At 41.5% G+C, this 26,198-nt stretch carries 24 protein-coding genes and 1 pseudogene; 9 read left to right on the forward strand and 16 right to left on the reverse strand.

From position 1 onward, the window contains the following. Positions 1-47: 47 nt before the first annotated feature. From BPOF4_RS10415 to BPOF4_RS10455, 9 genes are all read right to left on the reverse strand, one after another. Positions 48-803: an exodeoxyribonuclease III gene (locus tag BPOF4_RS10415; RefSeq protein WP_012959120.1), complete on the reverse strand. Its 756-nt coding sequence runs from the start codon at positions 801-803 to the stop codon at positions 48-50. A 93-nt stretch (positions 804-896) separates the two neighbouring features. Further along, on the reverse strand, positions 897-2,177 hold the full coding sequence (locus tag BPOF4_RS10420; RefSeq protein WP_012959121.1) for a peptidase: 1,281 nt from the start codon (positions 2,175-2,177) through the stop codon (positions 897-899). Further along, the gene (locus BPOF4_RS10425) at positions 2,174-2,857 is read right to left on the reverse strand and encodes a 3-oxoacid CoA-transferase subunit B (RefSeq protein WP_012959122.1); all 684 of its coding nucleotides are present in this window, start codon (positions 2,855-2,857) and stop codon (positions 2,174-2,176) included. The genes BPOF4_RS10420 and BPOF4_RS10425 overlap by 4 nt, the downstream gene beginning before the upstream one ends. Continuing rightward, entirely contained in the window at positions 2,842-3,537 is a 696-nt protein-coding gene (locus BPOF4_RS10430) for a CoA transferase subunit A (protein WP_012959123.1), read from the reverse strand. Before BPOF4_RS10430 ends, BPOF4_RS10425 begins: the two co-directional genes overlap by 16 nt. A gap of 21 nt (positions 3,538-3,558) precedes the next feature. After that, complete coding sequence (locus BPOF4_RS10435; protein ID WP_012959124.1) at positions 3,559-4,905, reverse strand: aspartate aminotransferase family protein; 1,347 nt, start codon at positions 4,903-4,905, stop codon at positions 3,559-3,561. Positions 4,906-4,947: 42 nt separating this feature from the next. Continuing rightward, entirely contained in the window at positions 4,948-5,220 is a 273-nt protein-coding gene (locus BPOF4_RS10440) for a YokU family protein (protein WP_012959125.1), read from the reverse strand. A gap of 3 nt (positions 5,221-5,223) precedes the next feature. Further along, the gene (gene kamA, locus BPOF4_RS10445) at positions 5,224-6,660 is read right to left on the reverse strand and encodes a lysine 2,3-aminomutase (protein WP_012959126.1); all 1,437 of its coding nucleotides are present in this window, start codon (positions 6,658-6,660) and stop codon (positions 5,224-5,226) included. 258 nt (positions 6,661-6,918) lie between these two features. Then, positions 6,919-7,758, reverse strand: a complete 840-nt coding sequence (gene ablB, locus BPOF4_RS10450; RefSeq protein WP_012959127.1) for a putative beta-lysine N-acetyltransferase — start codon at positions 7,756-7,758, stop codon at positions 6,919-6,921. Then, the gene (locus BPOF4_RS10455) at positions 7,755-9,176 is read right to left on the reverse strand and encodes a sigma-54 interaction domain-containing protein (protein ID WP_012959128.1); all 1,422 of its coding nucleotides are present in this window, start codon (positions 9,174-9,176) and stop codon (positions 7,755-7,757) included. Before BPOF4_RS10455 ends, ablB begins: the two co-directional genes overlap by 4 nt. A 377-nt stretch (positions 9,177-9,553) precedes the next feature. Between BPOF4_RS10455 and BPOF4_RS10460 the strand changes: the two genes are divergently transcribed. Beyond that, positions 9,554-10,618 carry a M14 family zinc carboxypeptidase gene (locus BPOF4_RS10460; RefSeq protein WP_012959129.1) on the forward strand — a complete coding sequence of 355 codons (1,065 nt, stop codon included), beginning with the start codon at positions 9,554-9,556 and terminating at the stop codon, positions 10,616-10,618. 262 nt (positions 10,619-10,880) lie between these two features. Here the strand turns inward: BPOF4_RS10460 and wrbA are convergent, their stop codons facing one another. The 3 genes from wrbA to BPOF4_RS10475 all read right to left on the reverse strand — a co-directional run bounded on the left by wrbA (position 10,881) and on the right by BPOF4_RS10475 (position 15,133). Beyond that, entirely contained in the window at positions 10,881-11,546 is a 666-nt protein-coding gene (wrbA, locus tag BPOF4_RS10465) for an NAD(P)H:quinone oxidoreductase (RefSeq protein WP_022627892.1), read from the reverse strand. Between the two features lie 307 nt (positions 11,547-11,853). Further along, positions 11,854-13,779 carry an ATP-dependent DNA helicase gene (locus tag BPOF4_RS10470; protein ID WP_012959132.1) on the reverse strand — a complete coding sequence of 642 codons (1,926 nt, stop codon included), beginning with the start codon at positions 13,777-13,779 and terminating at the stop codon, positions 11,854-11,856. Between the two features lie 157 nt (positions 13,780-13,936). Next, positions 13,937-15,133: an alanyl-tRNA editing protein gene (locus tag BPOF4_RS10475; RefSeq protein WP_012959133.1), complete on the reverse strand. Its 1,197-nt coding sequence runs from the start codon at positions 15,131-15,133 to the stop codon at positions 13,937-13,939. 269 nt (positions 15,134-15,402) lie between these two features. Between BPOF4_RS10475 and BPOF4_RS10480 the strand changes: the two genes are divergently transcribed. The 6 genes and pseudogenes from BPOF4_RS10480 (at position 15,403) to ymzB (ending at position 20,790) form a co-directional block, all read left to right on the forward strand. Beyond that, positions 15,403-15,795 (forward strand): hypothetical protein, encoded by a 393-nt coding sequence (locus BPOF4_RS10480; RefSeq protein WP_012959134.1) that lies wholly within the window; start codon positions 15,403-15,405, stop codon positions 15,793-15,795. Between the two features lie 425 nt (positions 15,796-16,220). Further along, complete coding sequence (locus BPOF4_RS10485) at positions 16,221-16,589, forward strand: hypothetical protein (RefSeq protein ID WP_012959135.1); 369 nt, start codon at positions 16,221-16,223, stop codon at positions 16,587-16,589. A gap of 355 nt (positions 16,590-16,944) precedes the next feature. Next, positions 16,945-17,790: a pyrroline-5-carboxylate reductase gene (proC, locus tag BPOF4_RS10490; protein ID WP_012959136.1), complete on the forward strand. Its 846-nt coding sequence runs from the start codon at positions 16,945-16,947 to the stop codon at positions 17,788-17,790. Between the two features lie 27 nt (positions 17,791-17,817). Then, positions 17,818-18,944, forward strand: a pseudogene (gene proB, locus BPOF4_RS10495) (glutamate 5-kinase). A gap of 24 nt (positions 18,945-18,968) precedes the next feature. After that, the gene (locus tag BPOF4_RS10500) at positions 18,969-20,234 is read left to right on the forward strand and encodes a glutamate-5-semialdehyde dehydrogenase (protein WP_012959137.1); all 1,266 of its coding nucleotides are present in this window, start codon (positions 18,969-18,971) and stop codon (positions 20,232-20,234) included. Positions 20,235-20,430: 196 nt separating this feature from the next. Beyond that, positions 20,431-20,790 (forward strand): protein YmzB, encoded by a 360-nt coding sequence (gene ymzB / locus BPOF4_RS10505; RefSeq protein ID WP_012959138.1) that lies wholly within the window; start codon positions 20,431-20,433, stop codon positions 20,788-20,790. 74 nt (positions 20,791-20,864) lie between these two features. Here ymzB and BPOF4_RS10510 read toward each other — a convergent pair whose 3' ends face one another. Together BPOF4_RS10510 and BPOF4_RS10515 are read right to left on the reverse strand one after the other, a co-directional pair. Then, the gene (locus BPOF4_RS10510; protein ID WP_012959139.1) at positions 20,865-21,080 is read right to left on the reverse strand and encodes a hypothetical protein; all 216 of its coding nucleotides are present in this window, start codon (positions 21,078-21,080) and stop codon (positions 20,865-20,867) included. A gap of 166 nt (positions 21,081-21,246) precedes the next feature. Continuing rightward, a complete protein-coding gene (locus BPOF4_RS10515; RefSeq protein ID WP_012959140.1) occupies positions 21,247-22,302 on the reverse strand; it encodes a DUF3900 domain-containing protein in 1,056 nt (351 codons plus the stop codon). 172 nt (positions 22,303-22,474) lie between these two features. Here BPOF4_RS10515 and BPOF4_RS10520 point away from each other — a divergent pair, with 172 nt between their 5' ends. Both BPOF4_RS10520 and BPOF4_RS10525 read left to right on the forward strand, forming a co-directional pair. After that, on the forward strand, positions 22,475-23,371 hold the full coding sequence (locus BPOF4_RS10520; protein ID WP_012959141.1) for a diacylglycerol/lipid kinase family protein: 897 nt from the start codon (positions 22,475-22,477) through the stop codon (positions 23,369-23,371). A gap of 701 nt (positions 23,372-24,072) precedes the next feature. Beyond that, positions 24,073-24,489 carry a DUF4395 domain-containing protein gene (locus BPOF4_RS10525; RefSeq protein WP_012959142.1) on the forward strand — a complete coding sequence of 139 codons (417 nt, stop codon included), beginning with the start codon at positions 24,073-24,075 and terminating at the stop codon, positions 24,487-24,489. A gap of 46 nt (positions 24,490-24,535) precedes the next feature. On the opposite strand, the gene BPOF4_RS10530 is transcribed toward BPOF4_RS10525, so the two are convergent. Continuing rightward, a complete protein-coding gene (locus BPOF4_RS10530) occupies positions 24,536-25,123 on the reverse strand; it encodes a DNA-3-methyladenine glycosylase (RefSeq protein WP_012959143.1) in 588 nt (195 codons plus the stop codon). A 60-nt stretch (positions 25,124-25,183) separates the two neighbouring features. Further along, on the reverse strand, positions 25,184-26,173 hold the full coding sequence (locus BPOF4_RS10535; RefSeq protein WP_012959144.1) for an NADPH:quinone oxidoreductase family protein: 990 nt from the start codon (positions 26,171-26,173) through the stop codon (positions 25,184-25,186). Between the last annotated feature and the right edge of the window lie 25 nt (positions 26,174-26,198).

Consider the following 26,198-nt stretch of genomic DNA (forward strand, 5'->3'; position numbering starts at 1 on the left):
TGAGAATAGATATCCAGATTTACTATAATTGTTAGAGCATGGTTTAATTATATATCAAGTTCTAAGCCAATCGGACAGTGGTCGCTTCCTAAAACCTCAGCATAGATCGATGCTTCGTTAATCTTTTCTTTTAGCTGAGTGGAGACAATAAAATAGTCGATCCGCCAGCCAATATTTCTTGCACGAACATCTCTCATATAAGACCACCAAGTAAAAGCATCTGTCCGCTCAGGGTACAAATAACGGAAACTATCAATGAAACCAGATTCTAAGAGAGTCGTCATCTTCCCTCGCTCTTCTAGAGTAAACCCTGAATTGCCGTGATTTGATCTGGCATTTTTCAAGTCAACCTCGGCGTGGGCAACATTTAGGTCTCCACAGTAGACAACGGGTTTATGCCGATCGAGATCTAGAAGATACTCTTTTAATGCATCCTCCCATTCCAGCCGCTCTGGCAAACGAGATAAATCACGTTTTGCATTAATCGTATACACATTAACTAAATAAAACGAATCAAACTCCAAAGTGATAATGCGGCCCTCATCCTCTGATTCTAGCTCACCTACTCCGTACCTGACGGAGATCGGCTTTTGTTTCGTGAATACAGCCGTGCCGGAATACCCCTTCTTCAATGCATAATTCCAAAATTGATGATAGCCGTCAAGCTCTAATTCAATCTGTCCCTCCTGCAGCTTCGTCTCTTGCAGGCAGAAGATATCTGCATTCTGCTCATGAAAAAAATCAAGAAATCCTTTTTTCACACAAGCTCGCAGGCCATTTACGTTCCATGAAATCAACTTCATTCCTACTCACAATCTCCCTTTCTATGCGATCGAATAAATCTTCCTTTTAAATCCTAGCATATTTTAAGACCGAATAGAATGAGAGTGACTTGCTCAGCCTTTCTCGTCGCCGCACCAACCAATGATCGTGTGCGCAATCACTTCGGCACAAGAGAAGACCTTTTCAAGTTCAATATATTCGTTAGGGAAATGTGCTTTCTCTGTTACACCTGGACCAAATACAACCGTTGGAATGCTGCCAATTTCAGTTAAGAGACCTCCATCTGTGCCCCATGGTGAGGCCTCAATCACAGGTGGAACACCGATTACTTCTTTATATTTATCCCCGAGTAACTGCATAAATGAATGATTTGGATCAAGTGAGCCAGGAAGCCATCTGGCCCCGAACCACTCAAGGGTTACTGGAAACTCTTCGAACCAAGGATCTTTCTCGGCAAGCCTTAGGATCCATTGCTTCATTTCTTCTTTCGCCTCCTCAATAGTCTCCTCAGGCGACACTCCAAATCTGCCTTCCACCGTCACTAGATCAGGTACAGAAGACGGCCAGTCTCCTCCATGAATTTTGCCTATATTGATTGGAATAGGAATAGGAATCGTTTGATATAACGGGTCCGTAATACGGTCGTTTCGAATCTTCTCCAGCTCTTTTATATGATTAATAACGGTCATGCTTTTTTCAATCGCGCTTACTCCTTCATACCTCGTCCCTCCGTGGGCAGATAAGCCTTTTACATGCAGCTTAAACCACATCGAGCCTTGCTGCTTAGGGAAAAACTTCATATTTGTAGGTTCCGGAATAATCGCTGCATCTGCTTTGTAGCCGCGCAAAAGAGCAGCAAGTGTCCCCGTCCCTCCACTCTCTTCTTCGATGACACTTTGAAAAATGACATCCCCTTTTAAAGAGATCTTCGCTTCTTGGATCGCCTGAATGGCTAGCAGGAGGGCAACATTGCCGCCTTTCATATCCGTCACACCACGCCCGTACATCTTCCCGTCTTTCACAACACCGCTGTATGGGTGGTCACTCCATTGCGTGACATCTCCTGCAGGAACTACATCAATATGTCCATTAAGGATAATGGACCTGCCGCCCCCCGTTCCCTTCAACACCCCGACTACATTCGGGCTGCCCCTGAACTCTGTTCTAGATGAGGCAAAATAACGATGGCTTGTAATTTCCTTTGCATCAGGTTCCCAAACATCTACTTCAAGTCCCATCTGCTGCAGGGTTTCAATGACGAGACTTTGAGCCCCTCGTTCATTCCCTTGAGTACTTTCTGCTTGAACAAAAACTCTAAGCAAATGAATGATCTCGTTCTTTTTTGAATCAATACTTTGTTTAATCACTTGAGCCTTATTGATAGATGGCTTCATGAATGTTCCTCCTTCCTCGGGTCAAGGACTTTAACCCTGTCAGCGATCGTAAGCTCTGCGCCTGTTGCAGCTATCACATCCTCTATCGTGCGGGGAGCGATAACCTCTTTTAATAGGAGTCCAGAAGATGTCACTTCAATCACTGCCATATCAGTAATAATCAATGATACACATCGCCTTGCGGTAAGCGGGAAGGAGCATTGCTTTACAATTTTCGGCTCACCGTCCTTATTCAAATGATTCATCAAAACAACAACCTTTTTTGCTTTTTGCGCAAGCTCCATCGCTCCGCCAATTCCTGGCACTCGTTTTCCAGGAACAATCCAATTGGCAAGGTCTCCGTCTTCGCTGACTTCAAGACCGCCAAGGAAGGTCATATCGAGATAGCCTGAACGAATAATTCCAAAAGCAATTGCGCTGTCAAAATAAGAAGCTCCGTGAACCGTCGTTACCGGATAGCCCGCCGCATTACATAAAGTAGGATCTTCTTCTCCTTTTCTTGGTGATGGCCCCATCCCAAGCACCCCGTTCTCTGCATGAAATAGAACCTCTACTTCCTGTGAAATATGATTTGGAATGAGCGAAGGGATGCCGATGCCAAGGTTAACGATCATGCCTGATTGTATTTCTTTAGCCGCACGATTGGCCATTTGATTTCTGATATCTACTCCCATACCCACTTCCAATCGACCCCCTCGGTCTTAATAATGAGGTCCACAAAAATACCAGGAGTTGTAATTTCCTCTGGCGCCAGCTCTCCTGGTTCTACAATCTCCTCTACTTCGGCTATTGTAAATGTACCAGCCATTGCGACGAGCGGATTTGTGTTGCGGGCACTCGTTTCATAAATAAGGTTGCCAAATGTATCTGCTTTTTTGGCATATACAATGGAAACATCTGCTGTTAAAGCTGTTTCAAGTAAGTATTCTTTATTATTTAAGGTGACTTTCTCTTTTCCTTCTTCAATCATGCTGCCAAGACCCACATCGGTTAAAAATGCTGGAATGCCGACACCGCCGGCTCTAATCCGTTCAGCTAACGTTCCTTGTGGAGAGAATTCAACTTCCAATTCGCCTTCTGTCATCAACTGACCTGCCACTGGATTGGAACCAATATGGGAGGCTATCAACTTTTTTGCTTGTTTATTTTTAATAATTTGTCCGATTCCAATATGCGGAAAGGCCGAATCATTCCCTATTAAGGTAAGATCCTTCACGCCTTTTTCTAACATTCCGCGAATAATGGTCGGCGGATTCCCGATCCCTCCGAATCCGCCAAACATCACAGTTGAGCCATCGTGAATCACAGACAGAGCATCTGATAAGGTACCTATTTTATTTAACGACCTTTTGGCCTCCATCTCCACTCCTCCCATCTTATCTCAGCTAGGCATTTCTAGTAGAATCTGCTCTATCGATTGTTTTAACCGGTGAACAATCTCATCTATTTCTTCTTTAGTAGTAATTAAAGGAGGGGCAATGATTACAGCATCACCGTCGCCTTTCGTCCGTGCTGTGCCGGCGGGATATATTAATAATCCATTGTTCTGTGCGGCTTTAACCAGCTTCTGTGTAAACCCTAATTGGCTGTCAAACGGCTTTTTTGACGAACGGTGCTGTACAAATTCAATGCCGACCATCATTCCCGCACCACGTACGTCTCCAATACATGCGAAGTAGTTAAACAGCGACTTTAATTTTGTTTTCAAATATGTCCCATTTTCTTTTGATCTCTCAATCAGACCATGCTTCCTTACATAGCGTAAAACCGCTAAGGCCGTTGCGGCAGATTGCGGATTGGCACTATATGTGTGTCCGCTCATGATGAAATTGGAGCCGTTTTTAATCGGCTCGAGAACCGTCTCCGTACATAAGGCCGCAGCTATCGGGGTGTAGCCAGCACTTAACCCCTTCCCTAATGCAATAATGTCAGGCAATACGTCCCAATGATTGATACCAAGAGGTGTACCGCATCTCGCAATTCCGGTCATCACTTCATCTGCGATAAACAAAATGTCATGCTCCCGGCAAATTTCCATGATGCGCTCGTAATAGCCCGGAGGCGGAACAATCGCTGCCCCAGCCGCTCCGATAATCGGCTCAGCGATAAAAGCAGCGATATGCTCTGCACCGTTTTTTTCAATTGCAGTAATAAGATCGTCTGCACATTTCAAATGACAAGCAGGATACGTTTCACCGAATGGACACCTGTAGCACGCGGGAGGGGCGACGACTGGATAATCGGCTAATAAGCTGTGAAACCGCTCGCGCCGCTTTTTATGACCAGACATGGACAGCGCTCCGATCGTAATGCCATGGTAACTGGTCCAGCGGGAGATGATTTTATTTTTTTGAGGCAGCCCTCTCTCTTGAAAATGCTGAATTGCTATTTTCATCGCTGTTTCTGTTGCCTCTGAGCCGCTGTTAACAAAAAAAGTATAATAATCCTCGTCTCCACCTGCCCATTCATTTAACTCACGCGCAAGCTCCTCTACAGCATCTGAGGTAAATTGAGACCGGTACACAAAAGAGACTTTCTTTGCCTGCTCATTCATCGCTTCAATAATCTCCGCGTTGCCGTGTCCAATGCTTGCAGTCACAGCACCTGAGGCGGCATCGATATAAGCTTTTCCGTCCTTATCATATAAATAGATGCCCTCACCGTGTGAAATGACTGGATAATTTTCATCTAACAACGGTTTAATGACAAGCGACTGATATTTTTTCACAAACCTCCCCACCCCTCCGCACACTCGTTGCTGCTGCCATTTTTAAAAACGGAAGTAATTACGTTTTAACAGTTTCGGCTCTGCCATAAGTGCTTTATAAGAGATACAGTTCGGTACATTTTTGATATTGATTAATACAAGGTGGTCTTCAAGTTCTTCAATTAATTGATCATCCTGATACATCATCCCGCACTCCGTACACTCAATGGTCGGAGTGTCGGTTATTTCAATCGCCCTTGTGCCGTCTGGAAGCTCCCAATACACACTAGATGTCGTTTCTTTTGCGCTCTCCTCCTCGCACCAAACACATTGCATCCGTTACGCCTCCTTCTCTTTACTCTCCGGTTGTTCTGGTGGCTCCTCTTTCGACGCATTCTTTTTTAATTCTGCTTGGTACTTCTTTTCTTTCAGCTGGTCACGCTTTTCACGTTTATCTTTTAAAGTTGTATGTTCAGCAGTTGACTGATATGCCACGCGACGCTCATAACGCTTTAATGATTTTGGTGTTAATGTTGGCTGACTGTCGTTTAACAGAGAAGCAACGCCCACATCTGTATGCTTTAGAGCCGTATCTGGATATACGCCGTTAAAGTACTCATCAGCTGTACCTGCTGTATAATTTTCCGGCTCTGGATAGGTTGTAATTACGCCTTCAAAGTTACGAAGCACCACTTTATCGGGACTTTGAGAGATCATATAATTTGGCTGCAAGGTGATTTTCCCGCCGCCATGCGGAGCATCGACAACAAAGGTTGGTACACTGTAGCCAGAGGTATGCCCCCTTAAGCCTTCAATAATTTCAAGTCCTTTTGATACCGGCGCTCTAAAATGCCCGATCCCTTCTGATAAGTCGCATTGATAAATGTAATACGGTCTTACTCTAATTTTCACAAGATCCTGGCATAGCTTTTTCATAATTGGCACACTGTCATTAATGCCAGCAAGAATAACAGCTTGGTTTCCAACAGGCACGCCTGAATTGACAAGCATTTCACAGGCATTCTTTGACTCTTCAGTAATCTCAATCGACGTATTAAAATGGGTGTTCAGCCAGACTGGGTGGTATTTCTTTAAAATATTGCACAAATTTTCAGTTATTCGCTGCGGGAATACAACCGGTGCACGGGTACCGATGCGAATGATTTCTACATGCGGAATAGCGCGCAAATTCTTTAAAATATATTCTAGAATCGTGTCATTAATTAATAGTCCGTCACCGCCAGAAATTAAAACATCACGAACCTCAGGTGTGTTTTTAATATAGTCAATCGCCCCGTCTAATTGCTTTTTCGGAACCCCCATCCCAATCTGTCCGGAGAACCTGCGGCGTGTACAGTAGCGGCAATACATCGAGCATTGATTGGTTACAAGGAATAACACTCGATCTGGATAGCGGTGCGTAAGGCCCGCAACAGGAGAATCCTCATCTTCTTCTAACGGATCTTCCATATCGTATTTCGTTTTGTAAATTTCTTCTCCAATCGGCACCGACTGCATTCGAATCGGACATCTCGGATCATCTGGATTCATTAAGGAAGCATAGTAAGGAGTAATATTTAAAGGAATCGTTTTTGTCGAAATACGCACGCCCTCTTCTTCTTCAGGCGTCAGATTGATTACTTGCTTTAAGTCATCTAACGTACGAATGGTGTTGGTGAGCTGCCAAATCCAGTCGTTCCACTGCTCATCTGTGACATCTTTCCATAAAGAAATCTCTTTCCAATGACGATCAGGTTTGTATAAATCCATCCACATATGATCTCCCCCTTTATCTACTCCCTAATAATAAAAGCAAGGAACGTGCCAATTGTTCCTCTTTTGCCTAAATTGGGCACCCAAGGCTGGTTTATCAACGTTTTTGGTTTTACCGAGACGTAAAAGAAATGGGCTGGGTCTTACTTGAATGAAAAAAACTGCCGATTTTCTGGCACTCTATAAGGAAAACCACCCCAAAAAAAGCTGCCTAATAATCAGCACTCGACTAATTATTGGCAGCTCGTTTTGTAACAGGTATTAATTTTGTGATAGATCCTTTACCCAAATATTCATATCCTCTAGATCCTCAAAAATGTAGCAATTATTCGTCAGCCTGCCCCCGTACGAATAGCTTAGCTGGAAAAAGGCATCATTGATCCCAAATGATTTTGCACGAGCAAGGGAGAAGGCACAGTAAATACCTTTTTCCCTCAGCTCCTCTTCTAGCTTTAAGAGCAGATGCTTCATCAACCCGTGTGCTCTATGCTCTGGCAAGGTTGCACAATCCGTAAGTTCAGCATGATGAAAGGTTTCATTTACATCAGCCGACGCGGCACTGATAATCGTTCCTTCATACTCGGTCACACAGAAAAGACTGCCGCCCGCCATCATTTTGCGGACATATTCTGGCTGATCCATCGGCGTGGGATATACAGGAAACACCGTTTTATATAGATGGGCCAATGCTTCTGCATCCACTTCTGTCGCTTTTCGCAATTGGTATAATAGTGGAAGATCATTTAGATGGGGCTTTACATATTTCTGTTGAACCGCTTTTAAAATATCTTGCTCTTCTTGCCAAGCTGAACTTGTTCTCCTTGCGTCTGTTGTATAAAAGGTCATCACATGCGCATCACTTCCATTAAAAAATCCTTCTAGCACACCTTCTAATTCAAACCCCTGCCTGAGAAATGCCTGCCATTGGCTAGCGGCAGATTGAACAATCACCTTTTCATAGTTCCCTGAATTGGCCTCTGTTAAAAGAAAGGCTGCGACGTCGTCTACATTGCCTCTAAACGATTCCACTCTAAGCCGCTTATTAAAATCATCTTTTGTAAGCTCCATTGTAAATGAAGGTTTTTGCACAGTTTCTGTCATGTTCTGCCCTCCTCGTACGTAATGTGTAATTTTTGCAGCTTGTATTGAAGTGTTTGTCTTGGTATCTCAAGCCGTTTGGCTGCTTGCAAGACATTTCCTTTTGCATCTTGAATCGCTTCTTTAATTAACGTTCGCTCGGTCTCCTCAAGCGTTTTACGCAATGAACGCTTTCTCTCTGGCTGCTCTCGTTTTACGCTTGAATGATTCATCAACTCTTGTTTTAGATAAGCTGGGAGATGGTCTAGCTGAATCGCATCTCCTTCTGTCATCATCATCGCGTATTCAACAACATGCTCAAGTTCTCGCACATTTCCGGGCCAGTAGTACCTGCTAGAAAGCTCTAATACATCTTCGTCAATATGAGTAACAAGCTTTTGAAACGTATAATTATATTTCTTTCTAAAATGCTCCATTAACAAGGGTATATCAGCTTTTCTTTCGCGTAAAGGTGGAATCTCAAGCAAGCATACATTCAATCTATAATAAAGATCCCGTCTAAGGATCCCTTTTTCCATACATACATGAGGATGCTCATTCAGTGCGACAACAAAGCGTACGTCCGTTTGATAGCTTTGTGAGCCTCCGAGTCTTCTAATCACTCCATCTTCTAATACACGCAATAATTTACTTTGAAAATCAAGCGGCATCGTATTTAATTCATCTAGAAATAAGGTCCCCCCATGTGCTAGTTCAATTAAACCCGCCCGGTCCACTGCTCCTGTGTAGGATCCCTTCTTCGTTCCAAATAACATACTCTCTAAAAGCGTGGATGGCAGTGAAGCGCAGTTTTGAGCAATCAGTGATTCCTTGGCTCTTTTTGAAGATTGATGAATGGAATGGACAACCAGTTCTTTCCCTGTCCCTGTTTCGCCATAGACCATAATAGGTGAAGAAGTGGCTGCCGCTTTTTTGGCTCGCTCAATCATTTTCAACATCTGCGCATCTTGTGTAATAAGATCATCCCATGTATAGGTGGCACCTGTGGTCAGACTTGGTTTTTGCTGACTCACCACACTTGACTGCAGGTCGATTAATTTTTGTGAGAGCTGTTTGACTGTAGAAAGGTCTTTGGCAATCTCGACCGCACCAATTAATTTTGTTCCAGAATAGATCGGAACCGTTGTATTCACGGTATCTATAAGCTTCCCCCGTATGTTTGTGAACGATTGATGCTGCTGATAGATAGGCTGGCCGCTTTCAATGACCTTGAGTAAGGTGCTGTTTTCTTTATTTAACGATGGAAAAATATCAAGCACATGTTTTCCGAGGGCATCATGTATGGAGATTCCATCATTCTGGGCTGCCCTGTCATTATAAAAAATCGTGATCCCACTTGCATCTACCACATGAATGGCTTCATCAATACTATGAATAATGGCTTCTAATAATTCTGGTCGTTTTATGGTTTCAATAAACATGAGCATCACCACTTTTAGGTTGTTTTCTTATGTATCTACTATATTCACGAGTGATGACAAAAAAACCTCTTCTACAGCGCTAGCCATTATTGGAAACAATAGATTCTAGTTCTTTTTCATTCGAGAAAGCCCTTTCCCACCTGCATTCATCATAAATATATTAGTATACTCATAATATAGGAATCTTTTATCTACTTATCCCAAACTTTTGAATCAAGCCTTGATAGATAACCTCACACTAATAGTTCTATCCTCCCTAATATTTCGATTCCCAAAACAGTCTTTCTTCCTTATTCACAGATTATTCACTTTTCTTTATTATTAAAATATAGTTATTTTTAGTAAGTTACCCACATTTCTTTAGAGGAGGAAAATGAATGAAAAAGATCACAAAGACAATGCTAGCATTATCCTTATCAGGTGTTATGACGTTTGGTGCACTGACAACGGCAGGCCTTCCTGTTGGAGCGGTGGGAAATGGTCCAAACTATAATGGGAATGAATCCATTCAAACTTCCATCCTTACTACATATGAAGAATTAGTTGATTACTTAGAGAAGCAAGAACAAAGACAACAAGCAATGGAGCTTGAAGTTATTGGTGAAACAGTTAAAGGCCGTGACATTTATATGGCCAAATATATTTCAAATGAAGAAAATCCTACCATCCTATTCTTAACCCAGCAGCATGGAAATGAGCAGTTAACGACTGAGGGCGCAATGGAATTCATTAAGCATTTAGGGACAGGCAAGACAAGCTCTGTTTTAGATAACGTAAACATTTTAATCATTCCAATGTTGAATGCGGACGGGGCTATGGGTGATGTAAACTTCTCTACCGATGATTATATTGCAAGTGGAGACCGCCACTTAACACGTACGAATGCAAATAATATTGATTTAAACCGTGAGCATAACAAGCCAATCGATGAAATGGAGCCAGAAGCTCGTGCTCTCTATGAAAACGTATTTGAAAAATATGAAATCGATTACTTAATTGACCTTCACCACCAAGGCACTCAAAGCGAGCGTGATGGAAAGCTTGTATCAGGTTCTATACTTTACCCTACAAATCCAAATGTAGATCCTGCTATTGTGGAGGATTCTAAGAAACTAGGCGCGGTTGTCTTCCATGAAATTGAATCAAAAGGCTGGGGACATCTTGGCAAGTATAATGGTGGCAGCGGCGACAATATCGGCCGTAACGGAATCGCATTGCGTTATGACATCGCTACACTATTATTTGAAATGCGCGGGATGAGTGATCATACGAATCCGACAGCTGTTCTTGGTCAAAAAAGTAACGGCTACTTAATCAGACAAACGGTTAATACACTAGATTCAACAGTAAAAGCCATTGCTGATGGTTCGATTGATACAGTCGACACAAGTTTCTGGGAGACACTTCCTTTCCAAACGACTAGACCATCTAATGAAGAATAGTCGTTTGTGTGTGATGTAGTCTAGGCTGGGATTGTATAATTTGAAGCGATTTATGCGTCTATCTGCAAGTTGATGGCGCACTTGTTTTGGGTTATTGCGTCCATTGCGAACATAATTGCGCTTATCTCAATCCATTGCGTCTGTTCACCCACTATATGCGTCATGCTTAAAAAGAATTGTATCAATTGCCAGGACAATTGCGTCACTTGACCAAATCCAAACAAAGAAGCTGCCCCCTCGGGACAGCTTCTTTTGCTTCTTCTTACTCATTTCCTCTTTTAATACGTGAAGCAATGTCAATTGTACGTTTTGCTTGGTATTTTACTGCTTCTTCTACGTCTTCTTTCATGTTTCCATCTTGGTCAACAGTTACACTTGTACCGTATGGATTCCCGCCTGATGCGAATGTTACTGGATCTGAGTAACCTGGTGATGCCACAATCGTTCCCCAGTGATGCATCGTAGTATAAAGTGCTAAGATCGTAGCCTCTTGTCCACCATGTGCATTTTGAGCCGAACTCATTGCACTTGCTACTTTATTAACAAGCTTCCCGTTAAACCAAAGTCCGCCAGTTGTATCAAGGAATTGTTTTACTTGGCCAGGAATGTTACCGAAGCGTGTAGGTACGCTGAAGATAAATGCATCTGCCCACTCTAGATCATCAAGCGTTACTTCAGGTACGTCCTTTGTTTCCTCTACATGAGCTTTCCACGCTGGATTTGAATCGATCGCTGCTTGGGGAGCAAGCTCAGGAATCTTAACTAGTTTCACTTCTGCTCCTTGTGCTTTTGCTCCCTCTTCTGCCCACTTCGCCATCTTGTAGTTAGTACCTGTTGAACTGTAATAAATGATTGCTACTTTTACGTTTGACATCGTTTCATTCTCCTTTTGGGTTGGTTTCCCGAATAATTTTTCTAAAAATCCCATCCATCTCACCTCAGCATATTTTATTTATGTGATCAGTCGGTAAACTGAGATAAGCAACCTTTACTTGCTTTACTGTTACCATTTTCCATCCATCTTACACACTATCTTAAATTCAAGATATTATTCTAAAATAAAATATCTTAAGACAAAGTGTTTTGAATTTAAGATATTAGTTGAATAATTAACCGACTTTGTCTGTCGGTGCGATTGTCTTGAATTTAAGATAATCTTACTCGCTATTGTATTCGCTGTCAACACTTTTGTGAGAAAAACCGTGCGATTATTTACGCACGGCTTCCAATATGGTTTATTTCCAGTTCAGTGATACAGGAAAAACTTCTTGAATACTTGCTTCATGTTTTTCTTTTTGAGCTCGATTCATCCAGATGTGGACAGCTCCCTTGTCTTCACTGCTGCGAATCAAACGGCCGATACCTTGACGAAGCCGCAGCAGCATGTACGGTGCATCTACTTCTTCAACAGGATCTAGCGCATGCATTCGCTTCGCTTTAAATACTGGGTCTTGTGGCGGGAATGGCAGGGATGAGATCAATACTTGTGTTAGTGACTGCCCAGGAACATCAAGTCCCTCCCATAAATGATACGAACATAAGACAGTTGTTTCATTGAATTGAAACTCTTTCACCGCTTCACTTATTTCCCCGTCACCTTCATAGATCATTTGAAACGACCAGTTTTGTTGTTCTGTAAAGCTCCTAAATCGGTTCATTTCTTCTACAGAAGAAAATAGGATGAGCGAGCGGCCGCCATTTTCAACAAGCTTACTGCCGATCTCTTCCCATTTTTTTTCTTCATCTTGATCAATATGGCCATAGATATTCATCTGTTCATCATAATCAAATGGTGATTCGACAGAGAACGAAAGAGACTCGTCAATTCCTAGACTGTTAGACATATATGAAAAATCTTTATTACGCGATAATGTCGCAGAAGAAAAAACGAACGGTATGTTTTGAGTAAAGACTTCTTTTTTCAAGATATCTTCAACCAGCCGCGGCATGATAACAAAGGAAGTCTCTGTTGCGTTCTCTTCAAGCCAGAAAATCCCCTCGTCTTCTTTTAACAAGATCGATAACCCGTAAGAGAAGAACTCTAAGTACTCTTCAATCATTTTAATATGATAATCTTCAAGCACAAATAACTCAGAATCAAAAACAAGCTGCTCTAAAATAATCTGCACCTGCTTATCCATTTTAGAAGCTAGAGCTTGCATTTCTTTTGTACGAGGCACCTCACGTCTTTGTGAGCCTTCTACCTGCTTAGCCGTTTCTCTAAGAACATCAAACCATTCATCATGAAGAGCAAGGAGCTCCTCAATCGCAAATAATGATTCCTCGCGTACATCCTGGCTCATGTAACCGGTAAGTACAGTTGTTAACGTCTCAGAATGGAAGCGGTACGTTAGTGCTTTTTGAGCCGCAAATTCTAATAAATGACCTTCATCAAACACGACACAGCTCGCCTCAGGCAATAGCGGCAGCTGTCCTTCACGTTTTCTTGACTCCTTCGTCCACACATGTTCCATATAAAAATCATGTGAACAAATGATCAAATCACCAGCATGACGGTAATATTCACGGTTTAACGTTTGCCCGCAGCGATGACGCCAATCACAGGTGGAACATTGCTGCAACGGATCCCATGCAATCTGCTCCCATTTATCATTTGGCACCCATGGATACTCTTTACGGTCACCATAGCTTCTAAATGCATTCATTGAGGTTGACTGATCATACACAAAGTTAGGAATCTCATCATGCACACGCAAAATATCCTCATCATCTGTTTGGTTAGAAAGCGGGTCGAGCTTCTTCATACAGACATATTGCTCACGCGCTTTTGCTAGGCGAACATCTACTTGAAGCCCTAACGCCTTTTGCAGCTTCTCGATGTCTCCGCCTTCTTTCACTAACTGCTCGATCAACGTCTCATCTGCACAGGAAATAATTGCAGGCTTACGCATATAGCGTGCGTAACAAATCGCATAAAGGAGGTAAACAAATGTCTTTCCAGTCCCTACTCCAGCCTCTGCAAAGATCGTTTTCTTCTGTTTAAACGCCTGCTCCACCTGAAAAGCCATAAATATCTGCTCATCACGCAGCTCATAGCCCTTTTCAGGCAAGATGTCATAAAAGACATCTCCGACATAATCACCTAATTGATCAAAGAAATTTTCTGTTTTTGATATTGTAAATGGTAATGGTTTAATCAAATCATAATCTCCTTACTATACAGTCTATCAGCCTTATCTAGTATGCTTTCTGTAAAAGTCCACTCCTTATCATAGCAGAACATACCTTCTGATGCGATATGTAATGTGAACTTTTACATAATAAAGAGACTACAGCTGCAGCCTCTCTCGTTCATCTCTAGAATAACTCTCTAACAAGCTCAAATAATGATTCGACGTCCGCCCCTTTATTTCCTCCGCCTTGAGCAAAATGTTGATTTCCACCGCCTCTTCCATCTAGATAAGGCAGTACCTTTTTCATCATCATATTCGCTTGAACAGAATTTACCGCCTTTCCGACAGCCATAACAAGTTGAGTTTTTTCAGCTGTTTCCGATACAAAAAAGACCACAGCTTGATCATTTTCTTCGACAACATCTTTCGCAAGCTGCTGGAGTTCCTTGATTGAACGGTTTTTGAAGCGTTTAAATAATCGCGATTGATTGCTCACTACTTCACAGCTATTCAATAATTCCGCTGCTTCATACTTTAATAACTCACTCTTTATCTGCTCAAGCTCTTTATCCGCCTCTTTTTGTTTTACGATAAGGCTTGTTGCTTTTTCAGGTAATTTAATGTACTGAGCATTTAGCGTTTGGGACAGTTTCTGCAGAATTTGGTTGTGCCGAGCGAACTGTTTAAACACCCGATTACCGCACAAAAAGCTAATACGGATATTATTTCGCTGTTTTTCCCAGCCAGTAATCGATAGCCCCTGCACCTCAAGCGTCTGTTTTGGATGGGTGCCCCCGCAGCCGTTGTAATCAAAATCAGGAATAATCACAAGCCTGATATCCCCTTTAACTGAGAGTGCTTTGCGAAGCGGATAACGATTAGCTTCTTCCTCACTCACCCATCTTGCCTCGATTACTCGGTTTTCTTGGATGATTTCATTTGCATAGTGGACCACTTTCTCCGCCTCGTCTATTGTCAGCTGGGGAATCTCTAAATCAATCGTTACTTCTTCTGTACCTAAATGAAATCCCACTGTTTGATAGCCAAACAGTTCAGCAAAAGCCGCTGATAGGATATGCTGGCCTGCATGCTGCTGCATATGGTCAAATCTCCTGCTCCAATCTATTTGACCGTGGACCGTTTGACCAGTTTCTAGTAAAGGCGATTGTACATAATGTCTTATTTCTCCCTCTACTTCTTCTACTAATGTTATTTCCACATCATCTAGCTGCCCCCTATCACAAGGCTGCCCCCCGCCAGTTGGATAAAAGACGGTTTGATCTAATACGAGGTAAGTACCTCGTTCGTCTGTATCTTTCTTTATTACCTTCGCTTCAAAATGGGTTAAATAAGCTGATTCATAATAAAGTTTTGTCTTCATGATAGACTCCTTTCATTCCTCTATTTCCATGGTGAAAATGTAAATTTCCCGGGTAAGCGCATATTTCGACGGATGCTGACGGCATCTGCATTCCATTTGTCAAATCATGTTATATACGTCTAAAAATCTAGCATTCGTAGGCTATTCATAGAGCCATTATGCCTGTTTTTCATTCTAGTAGCCACTAACCTATACCATTTTACCCCAAATACATAGAGTATAGTAACCCTGATGAAAAGGGAAATTAACTATATTAGGAGGAAATAAAAATGGGTAGATTTAATTCTTTTGATTCAGAATTCGAAGGTTGTGGATGCGGTCCTGTTTCACCTGAAAGACATCATCACCACCATAAGCCGAAGAAAGAAAAGAAGAAATGTGAAGGGTGTTTCTGTAAAGAATTTAAAGGCGAAACAAATGTTGCATTAGCAAAGTTAGTAATTGATGATAAGAACTTTGTTCTAGATGAAAGAGATCCGTTCTTCAGTAGTCCACCTTTAAATATTTGTCGAATTACACTCATTAGAATAAAAGATTGCTGTGCCACTTTTAGAATTATTTCACGTCCGGGTGGAAGCCCTTGTGAAGGCGACAACCCTAATATTCAAAATTACACTTTTACAACTGACTGTAAAAATATAGTGTTATATGAAGAGCTATAAAGTTAAAAAATCTGCCGGTTATACTGGCAGATTTTTTAACTTTAATTTAATGTCTTTGTCTTTTATTGAGGTACACACCACTTCAACAACAAACATCATTCAATTTAGGTAACATATAGTGAATAGTTTCTTGCTCATGGTACATAAAGTAGCATCTCTATAGAACTTACCATCTTCGTTAAAAAGAGTTTCAGCTCATATATATCTTCATATGTAATCTTACTATTTCTGAAAGGTGAGTAATTTTTTAGATACAGGATTAACTGTTGATTGTCTGAAATCTAGTAAAAACAGAGAATCCACCGCTGCATCTTGCCTGTTTTTACATTTACTAGCCACAAACCTATACCTTTTCACCTCTAAAACATAGAGTATAGTAACCTTAATGAAAAGGAAATAAAAAACATATATTAGGAGGAAATAATATGAATAACTTCAATTCCATTAAACCTAAACAATACGGATGTGGTTGCGGATCTAGAAATCAAGATGGGCACCCTCAGCATAAATCTAAGAAGAAAAAAGAAAAGAGATCGTGTGCCTGCTTATGTAACCAATTTGCGAAAGAAACTCCTGTTTACTTCACATCGTTAGTAATCAATGGAGCGATCTTTAGAGTCGGAGGAGGTGATCCAGTAGCAGGAGCTGGAACAATTGCTGAGATCATCTTAACTAATATAAACAAAAAAAATTGTTGTACTACTGTTAGAATCATATATGCAACTCTTCCTTCAACTTCTAGAACATACAGAGATATTCCATGTAACCAATTAGGACCTTATATTCTTCCATAATAGTAATACCAAATCACTTTGGGTATGTAGCCTAACGTGATTTTTTTTGTTAAATAGTTAAAACTATTCACCTCAAATCTTCAAGTTTATTTAGCTTCCGCGAGCATCAGCTCCTATAAAGCCGTATATGTAACCTTACCATTCCTCACGTTTTTCACAATCTGCGATAGAATGCGACAGTACATATAATGAAGCCTTACACGAGTTGAATCAAATGAACAATTCCTTTAGCATTATTACTTGTGAGATTAATTAATCAGCTTTTTTAAGCGAATATGACCAGATTTAAGCTTTATCAACTAACAACAGAATTAAATGGTTAACAGCCAAAAACGAAATGTGGAGATGATACTACGTGATACAACAGAATGTTGCTTTTATTGGTGCAGGATCGATGGCAGAAGCGATCTTTGCAGGATTGATTAAACAAAAAATGGTCCGAGCGGAGAATATCTATGTGACAAACCGCTCAAATCTTGACCGCCTGAACCATTTAAAGGAAACGTATGGTGTACAAACGAGTACGAATAAAGAAGAAATTTTAAAGAAAGCAGATGTTGTTATTCTTGCGATGAAACCTGTTGGTGTGAAGGATTCAATAGAAGAAATTCGTTCATTCACTTCAGAAAACCAACTATTCTTATCGGTTCTTGCAGGTATAACAACTGAATATATTTCAGAATTGCTTGGTCACGATGCGCCTGTGATTCGAATTATGCCAAACACGTCAGCTGCTGTTGGTTCATCTGCAACAATGATTGCAGCGGGCGATGGTGTGACAAAGGATCAGCTGACTATTGCAGAGGAACTATTTAAATCAGTCGGTATGGTTAAAACAGTGCCTGAACATGATATTGACAGCCTTACTGCGATCGCAGGCAGCGGTCCTGCTTATATGTACTATCTTGTTGAAGGGATGCAGCAATCTCTTGAGGAGCTTAACCTTGATCAAGATCTAGGAGAAGAAGTCATTTTACAGATGATGCAAGGGGCAATTGATTTAATGAAATCAACAGATAAGTCTCCTCGTGAACTATATCAAAATGTAAAAAGTCCAGGCGGTACAACAGAAGCTGGATTAAATGTTCTTGAAGACAATGATTATCAAGACATTATTATTGAATGTATTAAAGGAGCAGCAAAGCGCTCTCGCGATATTACGAAAGAATTATCAACTGTACGTGAGAAAACACTTAGCTAATTTTATAGATATACTGGAGTGAAGAAATTGACAGACAAAAAACGTATCGTAGTAAAAATTGGAAGCAGTTCATTGACTAGCCGTAACGGTGAGATCAGCCTACGTAAACTTGACCGTTTAGTCGATGAGATCGCACTTATTAAAGAAGAGGGTCATGAGGTCGTATTAGTTTCTTCAGGAGCTGTTGCAGCAGGTTACAGGAAGCTTGGCTTAATTGAGCGCCCTACTAAACTTGCAGAAAAAAAGCAGCCGCTTCAATCGGACAATGTCTATTAATGGAGGCATACTCTGAGCGCTTCATTTCTCACGGGTATATTGCCTCGCAAATTTTAATTACGCGCAGTGATTTCTCTGATCAAATGCGTTACATGAACGCACGTAACACGATTCAAGTCTTGCTTGAACGCGGCGTCGTTCCAATTGTTAATGAAAATGATACGATTACAATTAAACAGCTGAAATTCGGCGATAACGATACCTTGTCAGCAAAAGTAGCCGGCCTTGTCGAGGCTGATGAATTAATCATTCTTTCTGATATTGACGGGTTATATGATGACAATCCTAAAACGAATCCTGAAGCTACCCTATTAGAAGAAGTACGTGAAATCACTCCTGAAATTGAGGCTGCCGCCGGAGATTCTAACAGTGATGTAGGTACAGGTGGAATGAGCTCTAAGATCGATGCGGTGAAAATCTCTTTAGCTGCAGGCATTGAAACGTTTATCGGGGATGCGAACAAGTCGAATATTCTCTCAGATGCTGTGCATCATTCAGCTAGAGGAACATATTTCAAACCGGATGAAAAAGAAGACGGTCTTGATGTCACTCAGCACTGGATTGCATTTAACTCTGGCTCTAAAGGAGAAGTCATCATTGATGATGGCGCCAGAGTTGCGATCACAGAAGAACAAAGCCACCTCCTCCCTCAAGGCGTACGTGAAGTAAATGGAGACTTTGACTGCGGGGATGTTGTAGTTATACGCCACCTGAATGGCGAGGAAGTTGGCCGCGGCGTTATTAACTATTCGGCTGAACAACTGCGTAAAATTAAACGTCTGAAACTTAATGATATACCTGCTGATATAAAAGTGACGAAAAGTGAAGCAATTCGTCAAGATGAATTTGTTTGTGTTCCAAGTGTAACTATGTCCTAAAACCGATATAAGGAGAGGATCGAATTGACTACCATCACAAAACCGACTGTTAATGTAGGAGAACAAGCACAAAAGGCTCAAAAAGCGAGCAAATCACTCGCTGCCCTTTCAACAAAGCAAAAAGATGAAGCACTTTTAATTATTGCCGATGAACTTGAAGCCAATCATTCGTCTATCTTAGAAGAGAACGAGAAAGATTTAGAGCTTGGACGCGAAAAAGGTTATGAGCAAGCATTTATGGATCGCCTGCTCTTAACAAAAGAAAGAATTGAAGATTTCGCAAACGGCCTACGCGAGCTAGTTAAACTTAAAGATCCTGTAGGTGAAACCGTTTCTGAATGGACGCTTGAGAACGGGCTGAATGTTAAAAATGAGCGTGTTCCGCTAGGTGTGATCGGAATGATCTATGAAGCTCGTCCAAATGTAACGGTTGATGCAACAGGGCTTGCTCTAAAATCAGGAAATGCGATCGTGTTAAAAGGCGGTTCATCTGCCTTGAATTCTAATAAAGGAATTATCTCCGTTATCCATCGAGCACTTGAAAAAACAAGCATACCAGTTGATGCTGTTCAATTTATCGCGAGCACAGACCGCGAGGCAACCGAGCAGTTATTTACGATGAAAGAACATATTGATGTGCTTATTCCTCGTGGCGGCGGTTCATTAATTGATACGGTTGTACGTAAGGCAACGATTCCGGTGCTTGAGACAGGTGTTGGAAACGTGCATGTGTATGTCGATAAACAAGCAGACCTAAAAAAAGCGCTTGATATCATGATCAATGCGAAAACAGACCGCCCTGCTGTGTGTAACGCGCTTGAAACAGTAATTATTCACCGTGAGTTTTTCACAGCTCACAAAGAAACATTCATTTCAACATTTAAAGAATACAGTATTACGGTTCATGGTGAGCAAGAGGTCGTCAATACGATCCCTGGCGCTGTCCTTGCGAAAGAAAAGGATTGGGCTGAAGAATATTTAAGCCTTGATATTGCTCTGAAAATTGTCGATGACATTACAGAAGCCGTCAATCATATTGAGCAATATGGAACGAAACATTCTGAGGCTGTTGTAACAGAGGACCAAGCTGCAGCCGATCTATTCCTAAATCAAGTGGATGCAGCAGCAGTTTACCATAATGCTTCTACACGCTTTACTGACGGAAGTGCCCTAGGATACGGTGCAGAAATTGGGATCTCAACTCAAAAGCTTCACGCACGCGGACCTATGGGGCTCCCTGCTCTAACGACAACAAAGCTTAAAATTTCAGGTTCAGGACAAGTGAGATAAATATAGTTAAATGAGATAGAAGCAATTTTCAGCTTCTATCTCTTTATTTAGGTTTAGAACAATATAAATCAGGTTAATTAAGCAATCAAAGGCTCATTCTTTCATTGCTTTTTGTTATGAAATGAATTCACCCTTATAAAGTAAAGGGTTCTTAACCATACTAAGTTGCACACACTAAAGTAAGGAGCTGATATAAATGAACACAAATGTCGACCAATTTACGCAATGGCTTGATGAACATAACGGTCAAACTCTTTCTATTCAAAAAGGTGAACATGAGACAGGAAGCAAAGATGTATTAGATATTGATTTAATTTCACTTGAATTACAATCAGTTGAGGTTCGTTCAGCAAATCAGAACACTCAAGATGATTACCTGCCTAGCGAAGAAGTCATTTTATACGGTGAAGGCTACATACATGGAGATGAAACTCGCACCCCGCTCCCTGATAATTACTTTGAAATTCCTCTTGATGAATCATTCAAATTTCATTCAGATGGAAACGAGATTAAAATAGAGACAGAAAAAGCACTTTATCGGATAAGCACTAATTAATAGGAAATTAATGATAGGAAAATAAAAAATTGAGGCATGTCAGCCTCAACTTTTTCCTGCTTCTTTTCTTTTAATTAGTCCTCTTCTGTTTCTGCGGCGCCTTGTTGGCAATTGATGCAGTCATTAAAACATTGGTTAAACTGAAACGGATAAAGCGTCCTGCACACGTTAGAACAGAAGTTTGAGCAGCTGCCAGAGCTCCCTTCTGCCGGCGGCTGATATAGTGGAATTAAAGGCAGGCTTGCTACAACTCTTAATGCTTTGCGTAACTTTCTTCTGCTGATTGACATCTTTACACCCCCTTTACTTCCACCATATGTTCGAAATTTGTTAGTGCAAAGACTCTTGTCCTCCTTCTATTTAAAGGGGCGTAAAAATGGTTTTTTTCACATCATAAAAAAGCATAGAGCCACACGATCACTGTGGCCTCTATGCTTGCGTACTAATTATATAAAACTATCTCCCTACCCTCTTCAACACTTCCTCTAAATCATCAGGCTTCAAAAATTCTACTGGCGACACGCCTTTTTCAAACGTAAATGAATCTCCTTCTATGACAATCACGTATTTACCGTTTACTTTAGCAATATGCAGACATTCACCGAAATCTGATAGCATGGCACGCACATCGATATGGTCTAGCTTTAGCTTCAATTCAATCTCTGGTTGATGCTCAATGATCGGTGCAGAAGCTTCTACCACCTGATCGGGCGTCCATTTCTCCTGCATTTCACGTACAGGCGTATTGGACCATGCTTCAATAAACTCTTCTTCCTGCTCTCTTTCTGGACTTGCTTCTTGATACGTGTCGGCTATATGCTGCTGTGCCATTTCGATCATTTGATGCTTTACAAGTTCAGGCATTGATTTATTGTATTCCACAAATTTCAAGAAGTCTTCAAAATATCTTGCATGGGAGGATTGATGAACCTTCAGCTCCCACTCTTCGACCATTCCTTCTTCTGGCATATAAGGGTATTGAATGGATTTCATATTCTTTGTTGTAATCGCACGATTGACATGATGAATCAACGTTTTCTCATCCGTAATACTTGCTACCTTCTGTTCAAAATCACATTTTAAAACAAAGACAAAAGGGTCATCCATGTATTTATTCAATTTAGCTCTAATGACAAGCAAAGCACCGCCGCGGATCGCACTCGTATCCATATAAGCATGAACGAGCTGCTCACTATGGCGTTTAAAATCCTCAGATGTCTCGGCTAAACGAATCCGATTAAATTGGTTGTAATTAGGATTAGTATCCAGATCATAACCCGGTTCTACGACAAAGCGTCCAATTTTAGTCGGCACCTGCTCTGATTTCGGATTTTGTTCTACTTTTCGCTTCGCCACTTTCATTAATTCCCCATCTAAGAAATCTTTTAACGCATGGTTTTCATAAGACGTATGATCGAGTGTCTGATAATGCTTATATGTCTTGTTAGCTTGCTCTCCTTGTCCTTCCACATTGATCACAAAAAATGATAAGTACTGTATCGTAAAATCCATTAGATAAACTCCTTCACGTCAACTGACCAAGTATTCTTCCGTATTATAACAAACCATTTTAGACAATGTCATACTAAATTTGGTCATTTAAAAAAGGACGGATCCTATGTGTTGAACTCATCTAATAAGGGAATAAGGGAAACTATACACAGTATAGAAATGAGGGATGGAAATGTATAACAAAGCGATGCTGATCTATAACGGCTCTGCCGGAAGCAATGATATTAAAGCCTCCCTAGCTGAAGCAGTCGAAGGACTTGAGTCTTATATCAATGAATTAACCTTAATGAAAACACTAAAAAAAGGAGATGCGGAAACCTTTTGTTTAGAGCGTGCATCTCAATTTGATCTTATTATCATTATGGGCGGTGACGGGACAGTACACGAATGTGTAAATGGATTAATCAAGCTTAAGGAATCGCCCCCTATTTTTATTCTTCCAACAGGCACATGCAATGACTTTGCTAGATCCTTGAACATTCCACTTAAAATAGATGCAGCATGTGAAGCTTTTGAAGAGGCAAAAATGATCCAATCAGACATAGGTACAGTAAATGGCCGAGCCTTCTCTAATTTCTTTGGGATAGGACTTATCACAAAAGCATCTGAAGGGACAAATGATGATCTTAAACAAAGCATAGGAAAGTTCAGCTATTTTGTCAGCGCACTGCAGTCGATGCAGCAGGCAGATCCGTTTTCCTATAAGATGAAAACAAACGATGGCGTGTATGAAGACGAGGCAGTGATGATACTCGCGATGAACGGGCATTCTTTAGGGACAACCAGTTTATACCATGAAAAATCAAGCCTGACAGATGGTCTGCTAGACGTCTATTTAATCAAAGAAGCAGGGTTATCATTGTTGAAGAACCTATTTAGTAAAGCCACTTCTCCAACCTTCCCTGAGGAGATGGAAGGAATCGACTTTATCCAAACTGACTCCTTCGAATTACAAATCGAACAGAAGGAAGAAATCGATATGGACGGGGAAATTTACTTAGAAACACCGGCGGAAGTTCGATTGGAGCAAAAGTCATTACCATTTGTAACATTCCCGACAGACCAGTAGGGGTTTTTAGGAAGCTGAAAAATCCCCTCCTGCCATAACTGTTGATCTCCGCTTCAGGCGCACGCTTTCCGCGGGCGGTCCGGGAGCCTCCTCGTCGCTATACGCTCCTGTGGGGTCTCCCTGGTCACGCGCATCCCGCTGGAGTCGGCGCCTGCAGCTCCAATCAACGGAGCAAGAAGGTTGTATAGTGCTCCCTCATCGAACTTGTTCGTTGCTCAGTGATTTAGAAAACGAAAGGCGGTTTATAATTTGAACTGAACCTAACTAAATCGCTCTACTTCATAATTACAAAAAGCAGTAACCAAGCGGATGAACTATACGGAGACTTCTGCAGGGACTAGAGCAGGGGTGAGATCCCACAGGGCCCAAGCCCGAGGAAGCTCACCAGCTCCCTGCGAAAAGCGAAGTATAGTTCAGGAGCGGTGACTTTGCTGTAACCCATGTTTGAGGCACTTTATGTTAGAGAGGTAATGAGCGCCTACTAGAACAGGGCTGTATCTCACAGGCCAAAGCTCGAGGAAACTCACCAGCTCCCCACGGAAAGCAAAGCACTTTTCAGGAACGGCGACTATACTGTAACCCACATTCATACGACCATTCATTAAACCGCCCTATTTAGTCGGTTTATTTCTTTTCATGTGGTACTCTTACTGGTATACTTGAATGAGTAACAATGTTATTAACATGTTGGAGGTTTTAAAATGAGTATCCCGAAACCACTTGTACAGATTAATCAAGTGTTTCTTATCGTTTTTGTTCTATTAAGCTGGCTAGTAAACCCGCTTTTACTTCTCGTTCCTTTAATTGTTGGAATCATCGCTCTTGCTTTCAGACGCAACCTAATCATGCGCGCATTTACACCTTTCTTAAAAAAGCCTGCTCGAGAATACGTACAAGAGGATGCAGCTCAGCAGCGATTTAATCAGTGGATTGCGACGATTTGTTTAGCTGTGGCCTTTATCAGCTATAGCTTCGGCTTTCTAGTCATCATGTACATCATGTCTGGTATGGTTGTTCTAGCTGCTGCTCTTGCTCTTTCCGGATACTGTATTGGCTGTACGATCCGCTATCGTTATATGATGTGGAAATATAATAAAAAGAATAGTCATAGCAGCTGATAACGACAACAAAGCCTCATCTATTAGTTAGATGAGGCTCTGTTTATTATCTAGATACATAAGGATTACCCGTTTCCCAAAAACGCCAAGGGTAGTCCTTCGCTTCCCCGCTGTTATCAATTCCAATCCGAGGGCCCATCGAAATTTGACTTACTTCTTTTCCTTCAGCGATATAAAGCGGCGGTTGAAAAAATGGCTTGCCGTAATCTGCTTTGGTAATGTTGAGCGCCTTGGTTAATTTTCCAGGGCCGCTCGTCAAATCTTTGTCCCGTTTCGCTTTCTCTCGCCTTTTGTACATAAGATCAATCCCGCTAACTGGCTCTAAAGCCCTGATCAGTACACCTTCCGGCCGATCGACTCCACCACTTACGACATTAATTAAGCAATGAGTATGCATCACATGGGCATAACAGTGTCCGTTTTCACCAAACATTACTTCTGTTCGCTTTGTCCTCAAATTTTGATAACTATGTGCCGCTTGATCATCCGGCCCTCGGTAAGCTTCCGTTTCAACAATATAGCCTGAACAGATTCCTTCACTTGTTTCGTGCACAAGGAGTTTTCCTAAAAGAGCTTTAGCTAAGTCAAGAGTCGGTTGATCATAAAATTCACGCGGTAAAATGGTGTGAGGCATCCTCTCACCTCCTTAGATCTTAAAAGCCTAAGCCTGAATAAAACAGACTTAGGCAAAGGATTACTTCATCTTCACAATTGTTCTGCCTCGTACCTCACCTTTTAGAATGCTAGATAAGGTATCTGGCAGCTCATCTAGAGTGATTTCATTGACAATGCCTGCTGTTAAATGATTTGGCTTGTAATCAGATGCAAGTCTGTCCCAAATTTTCTTACGTACATCCATTGGACAGAAAACAGAATCGACACCGAGCCAGTTAATCCCTCTTAAGATAAACGGGAATACGGTCGTCTCTACTTTATTACCGCCAGTCAGTCCGCTTGTAGCTACAGAGCCCCCGTACTTCAGCGTACTTAAAATATGTTCAAGAGTTCTTCCTCCTACGGGATCAACTGCCGCAGCATACACTTCTTTTCGAAGCGGCTTTCTGTCTTCTGGCGTTAAATCTTCTCTATTTAAGATTTCAGCAGCACCTAGCTCACGTAAGTAGGCATGCTCACTTTCTTTCCCTGTACTAGCATGCACCTCATAGCCGTTTTTTGCTAAAATATCAACGGCTACACTGCCGACACCGCCTGTAGCACCTGTAACAAGAACAGGTCCAGCTTCAGGCGTGATACCCTGGTCTTCTAGCTTTTGGACAGATAAAGCTGCCGTGAATCCAGCTGTGCCAAGCACCATTGCTTCTTTTAGTGATAAACCGTCAGGCAAAGGAACAACCCAATCAGCTGGTACTCTAGCAATTTCACTAAAGCCGCCGTGATGAGACACGCCTATTTCATAACTAGTGGCGATGACCTCATCCCCCTCTTTAAAACGGTCGTCTTTTGATTCGATGACAGTACCTGATAGATCAATCCCTGGAATTAACGGATAGTTTCGGATAATCTGTTTTGGCAAAGTGGCTAGTCCATCTTTATAGTTTACGCTTGAATAAGCAACTTCAATCGTCACTTCTCCTTCACCTAAAAATTCTTCCGTTACCTGCTTGTGCTCAAGCTTTGTTTTTCCGTCTTCAAGATCAATGACAAACACATCAAATGTACGCATAGCTTATTCCACCTTTCGATTATAT

Origin of the sequence: Alkalihalophilus pseudofirmus OF4, assembly GCF_000005825.2 — a bacterium.
In the GTDB taxonomy this organism is placed as follows: domain Bacteria; phylum Bacillota; class Bacilli; order Bacillales; family Bacillaceae_D; genus Alkalihalophilus; species Alkalihalophilus pseudofirmus.

Excerpts from the sequence above, each read along its gene's own strand:
- BPOF4_RS10415 (WP_012959120.1), bottom strand. The coding sequence starts at position 803 with ATGAAGTTGATTTCATGGAACGTAAATGGCCTGCGAGCTTGTGTGAAA.
- BPOF4_RS10420 (WP_012959121.1), bottom strand. The coding sequence starts at position 2,177 with ATGAAGCCATCTATCAATAAGGCTCAAGTGATTAAACAAAGTATTGAT.
- BPOF4_RS10430 (WP_012959123.1), bottom strand. The coding sequence starts at position 3,537 with ATGGAGGCCAAAAGGTCGTTAAATAAAATAGGTACCTTATCAGATGCT.
- BPOF4_RS10440 (WP_012959125.1), bottom strand. The coding sequence starts at position 5,220 with ATGCAATGTGTTTGGTGCGAGGAGGAGAGCGCAAAAGAAACGACATCT.
- kamA (WP_012959126.1), bottom strand. The coding sequence starts at position 6,660 with ATGTGGATGGATTTATACAAACCTGATCGTCATTGGAAAGAGATTTCT.
- ablB (WP_012959127.1), bottom strand. The coding sequence starts at position 7,758 with ATGACAGAAACTGTGCAAAAACCTTCATTTACAATGGAGCTTACAAAA.
- BPOF4_RS10455 (WP_012959128.1), bottom strand. The coding sequence starts at position 9,176 with ATGTTTATTGAAACCATAAAACGACCAGAATTATTAGAAGCCATTATT.
- BPOF4_RS10460 (WP_012959129.1), top strand. The coding sequence starts at position 9,554 with ATGAAAAAGATCACAAAGACAATGCTAGCATTATCCTTATCAGGTGTT.
- wrbA (WP_022627892.1), bottom strand. The coding sequence starts at position 11,546 with ATGGGATTTTTAGAAAAATTATTCGGGAAACCAACCCAAAAGGAGAAT.
- BPOF4_RS10475 (WP_012959133.1), bottom strand. The coding sequence starts at position 15,133 with ATGAAGACAAAACTTTATTATGAATCAGCTTATTTAACCCATTTTGAA.
- BPOF4_RS10480 (WP_012959134.1), top strand. The coding sequence starts at position 15,403 with ATGGGTAGATTTAATTCTTTTGATTCAGAATTCGAAGGTTGTGGATGC.
- BPOF4_RS10485 (WP_012959135.1), top strand. The coding sequence starts at position 16,221 with ATGAATAACTTCAATTCCATTAAACCTAAACAATACGGATGTGGTTGC.
- ymzB (WP_012959138.1), top strand. The coding sequence starts at position 20,431 with ATGAACACAAATGTCGACCAATTTACGCAATGGCTTGATGAACATAAC.
- BPOF4_RS10510 (WP_012959139.1), bottom strand. The coding sequence starts at position 21,080 with ATGTCAATCAGCAGAAGAAAGTTACGCAAAGCATTAAGAGTTGTAGCA.
- BPOF4_RS10515 (WP_012959140.1), bottom strand. The coding sequence starts at position 22,302 with ATGGATTTTACGATACAGTACTTATCATTTTTTGTGATCAATGTGGAA.
- BPOF4_RS10520 (WP_012959141.1), top strand. The coding sequence starts at position 22,475 with ATGTATAACAAAGCGATGCTGATCTATAACGGCTCTGCCGGAAGCAAT.
- BPOF4_RS10525 (WP_012959142.1), top strand. The coding sequence starts at position 24,073 with ATGAGTATCCCGAAACCACTTGTACAGATTAATCAAGTGTTTCTTATC.
- BPOF4_RS10530 (WP_012959143.1), bottom strand. The coding sequence starts at position 25,123 with ATGCCTCACACCATTTTACCGCGTGAATTTTATGATCAACCGACTCTT.
- BPOF4_RS10535 (WP_012959144.1), bottom strand. The coding sequence starts at position 26,173 with ATGCGTACATTTGATGTGTTTGTCATTGATCTTGAAGACGGAAAAACA.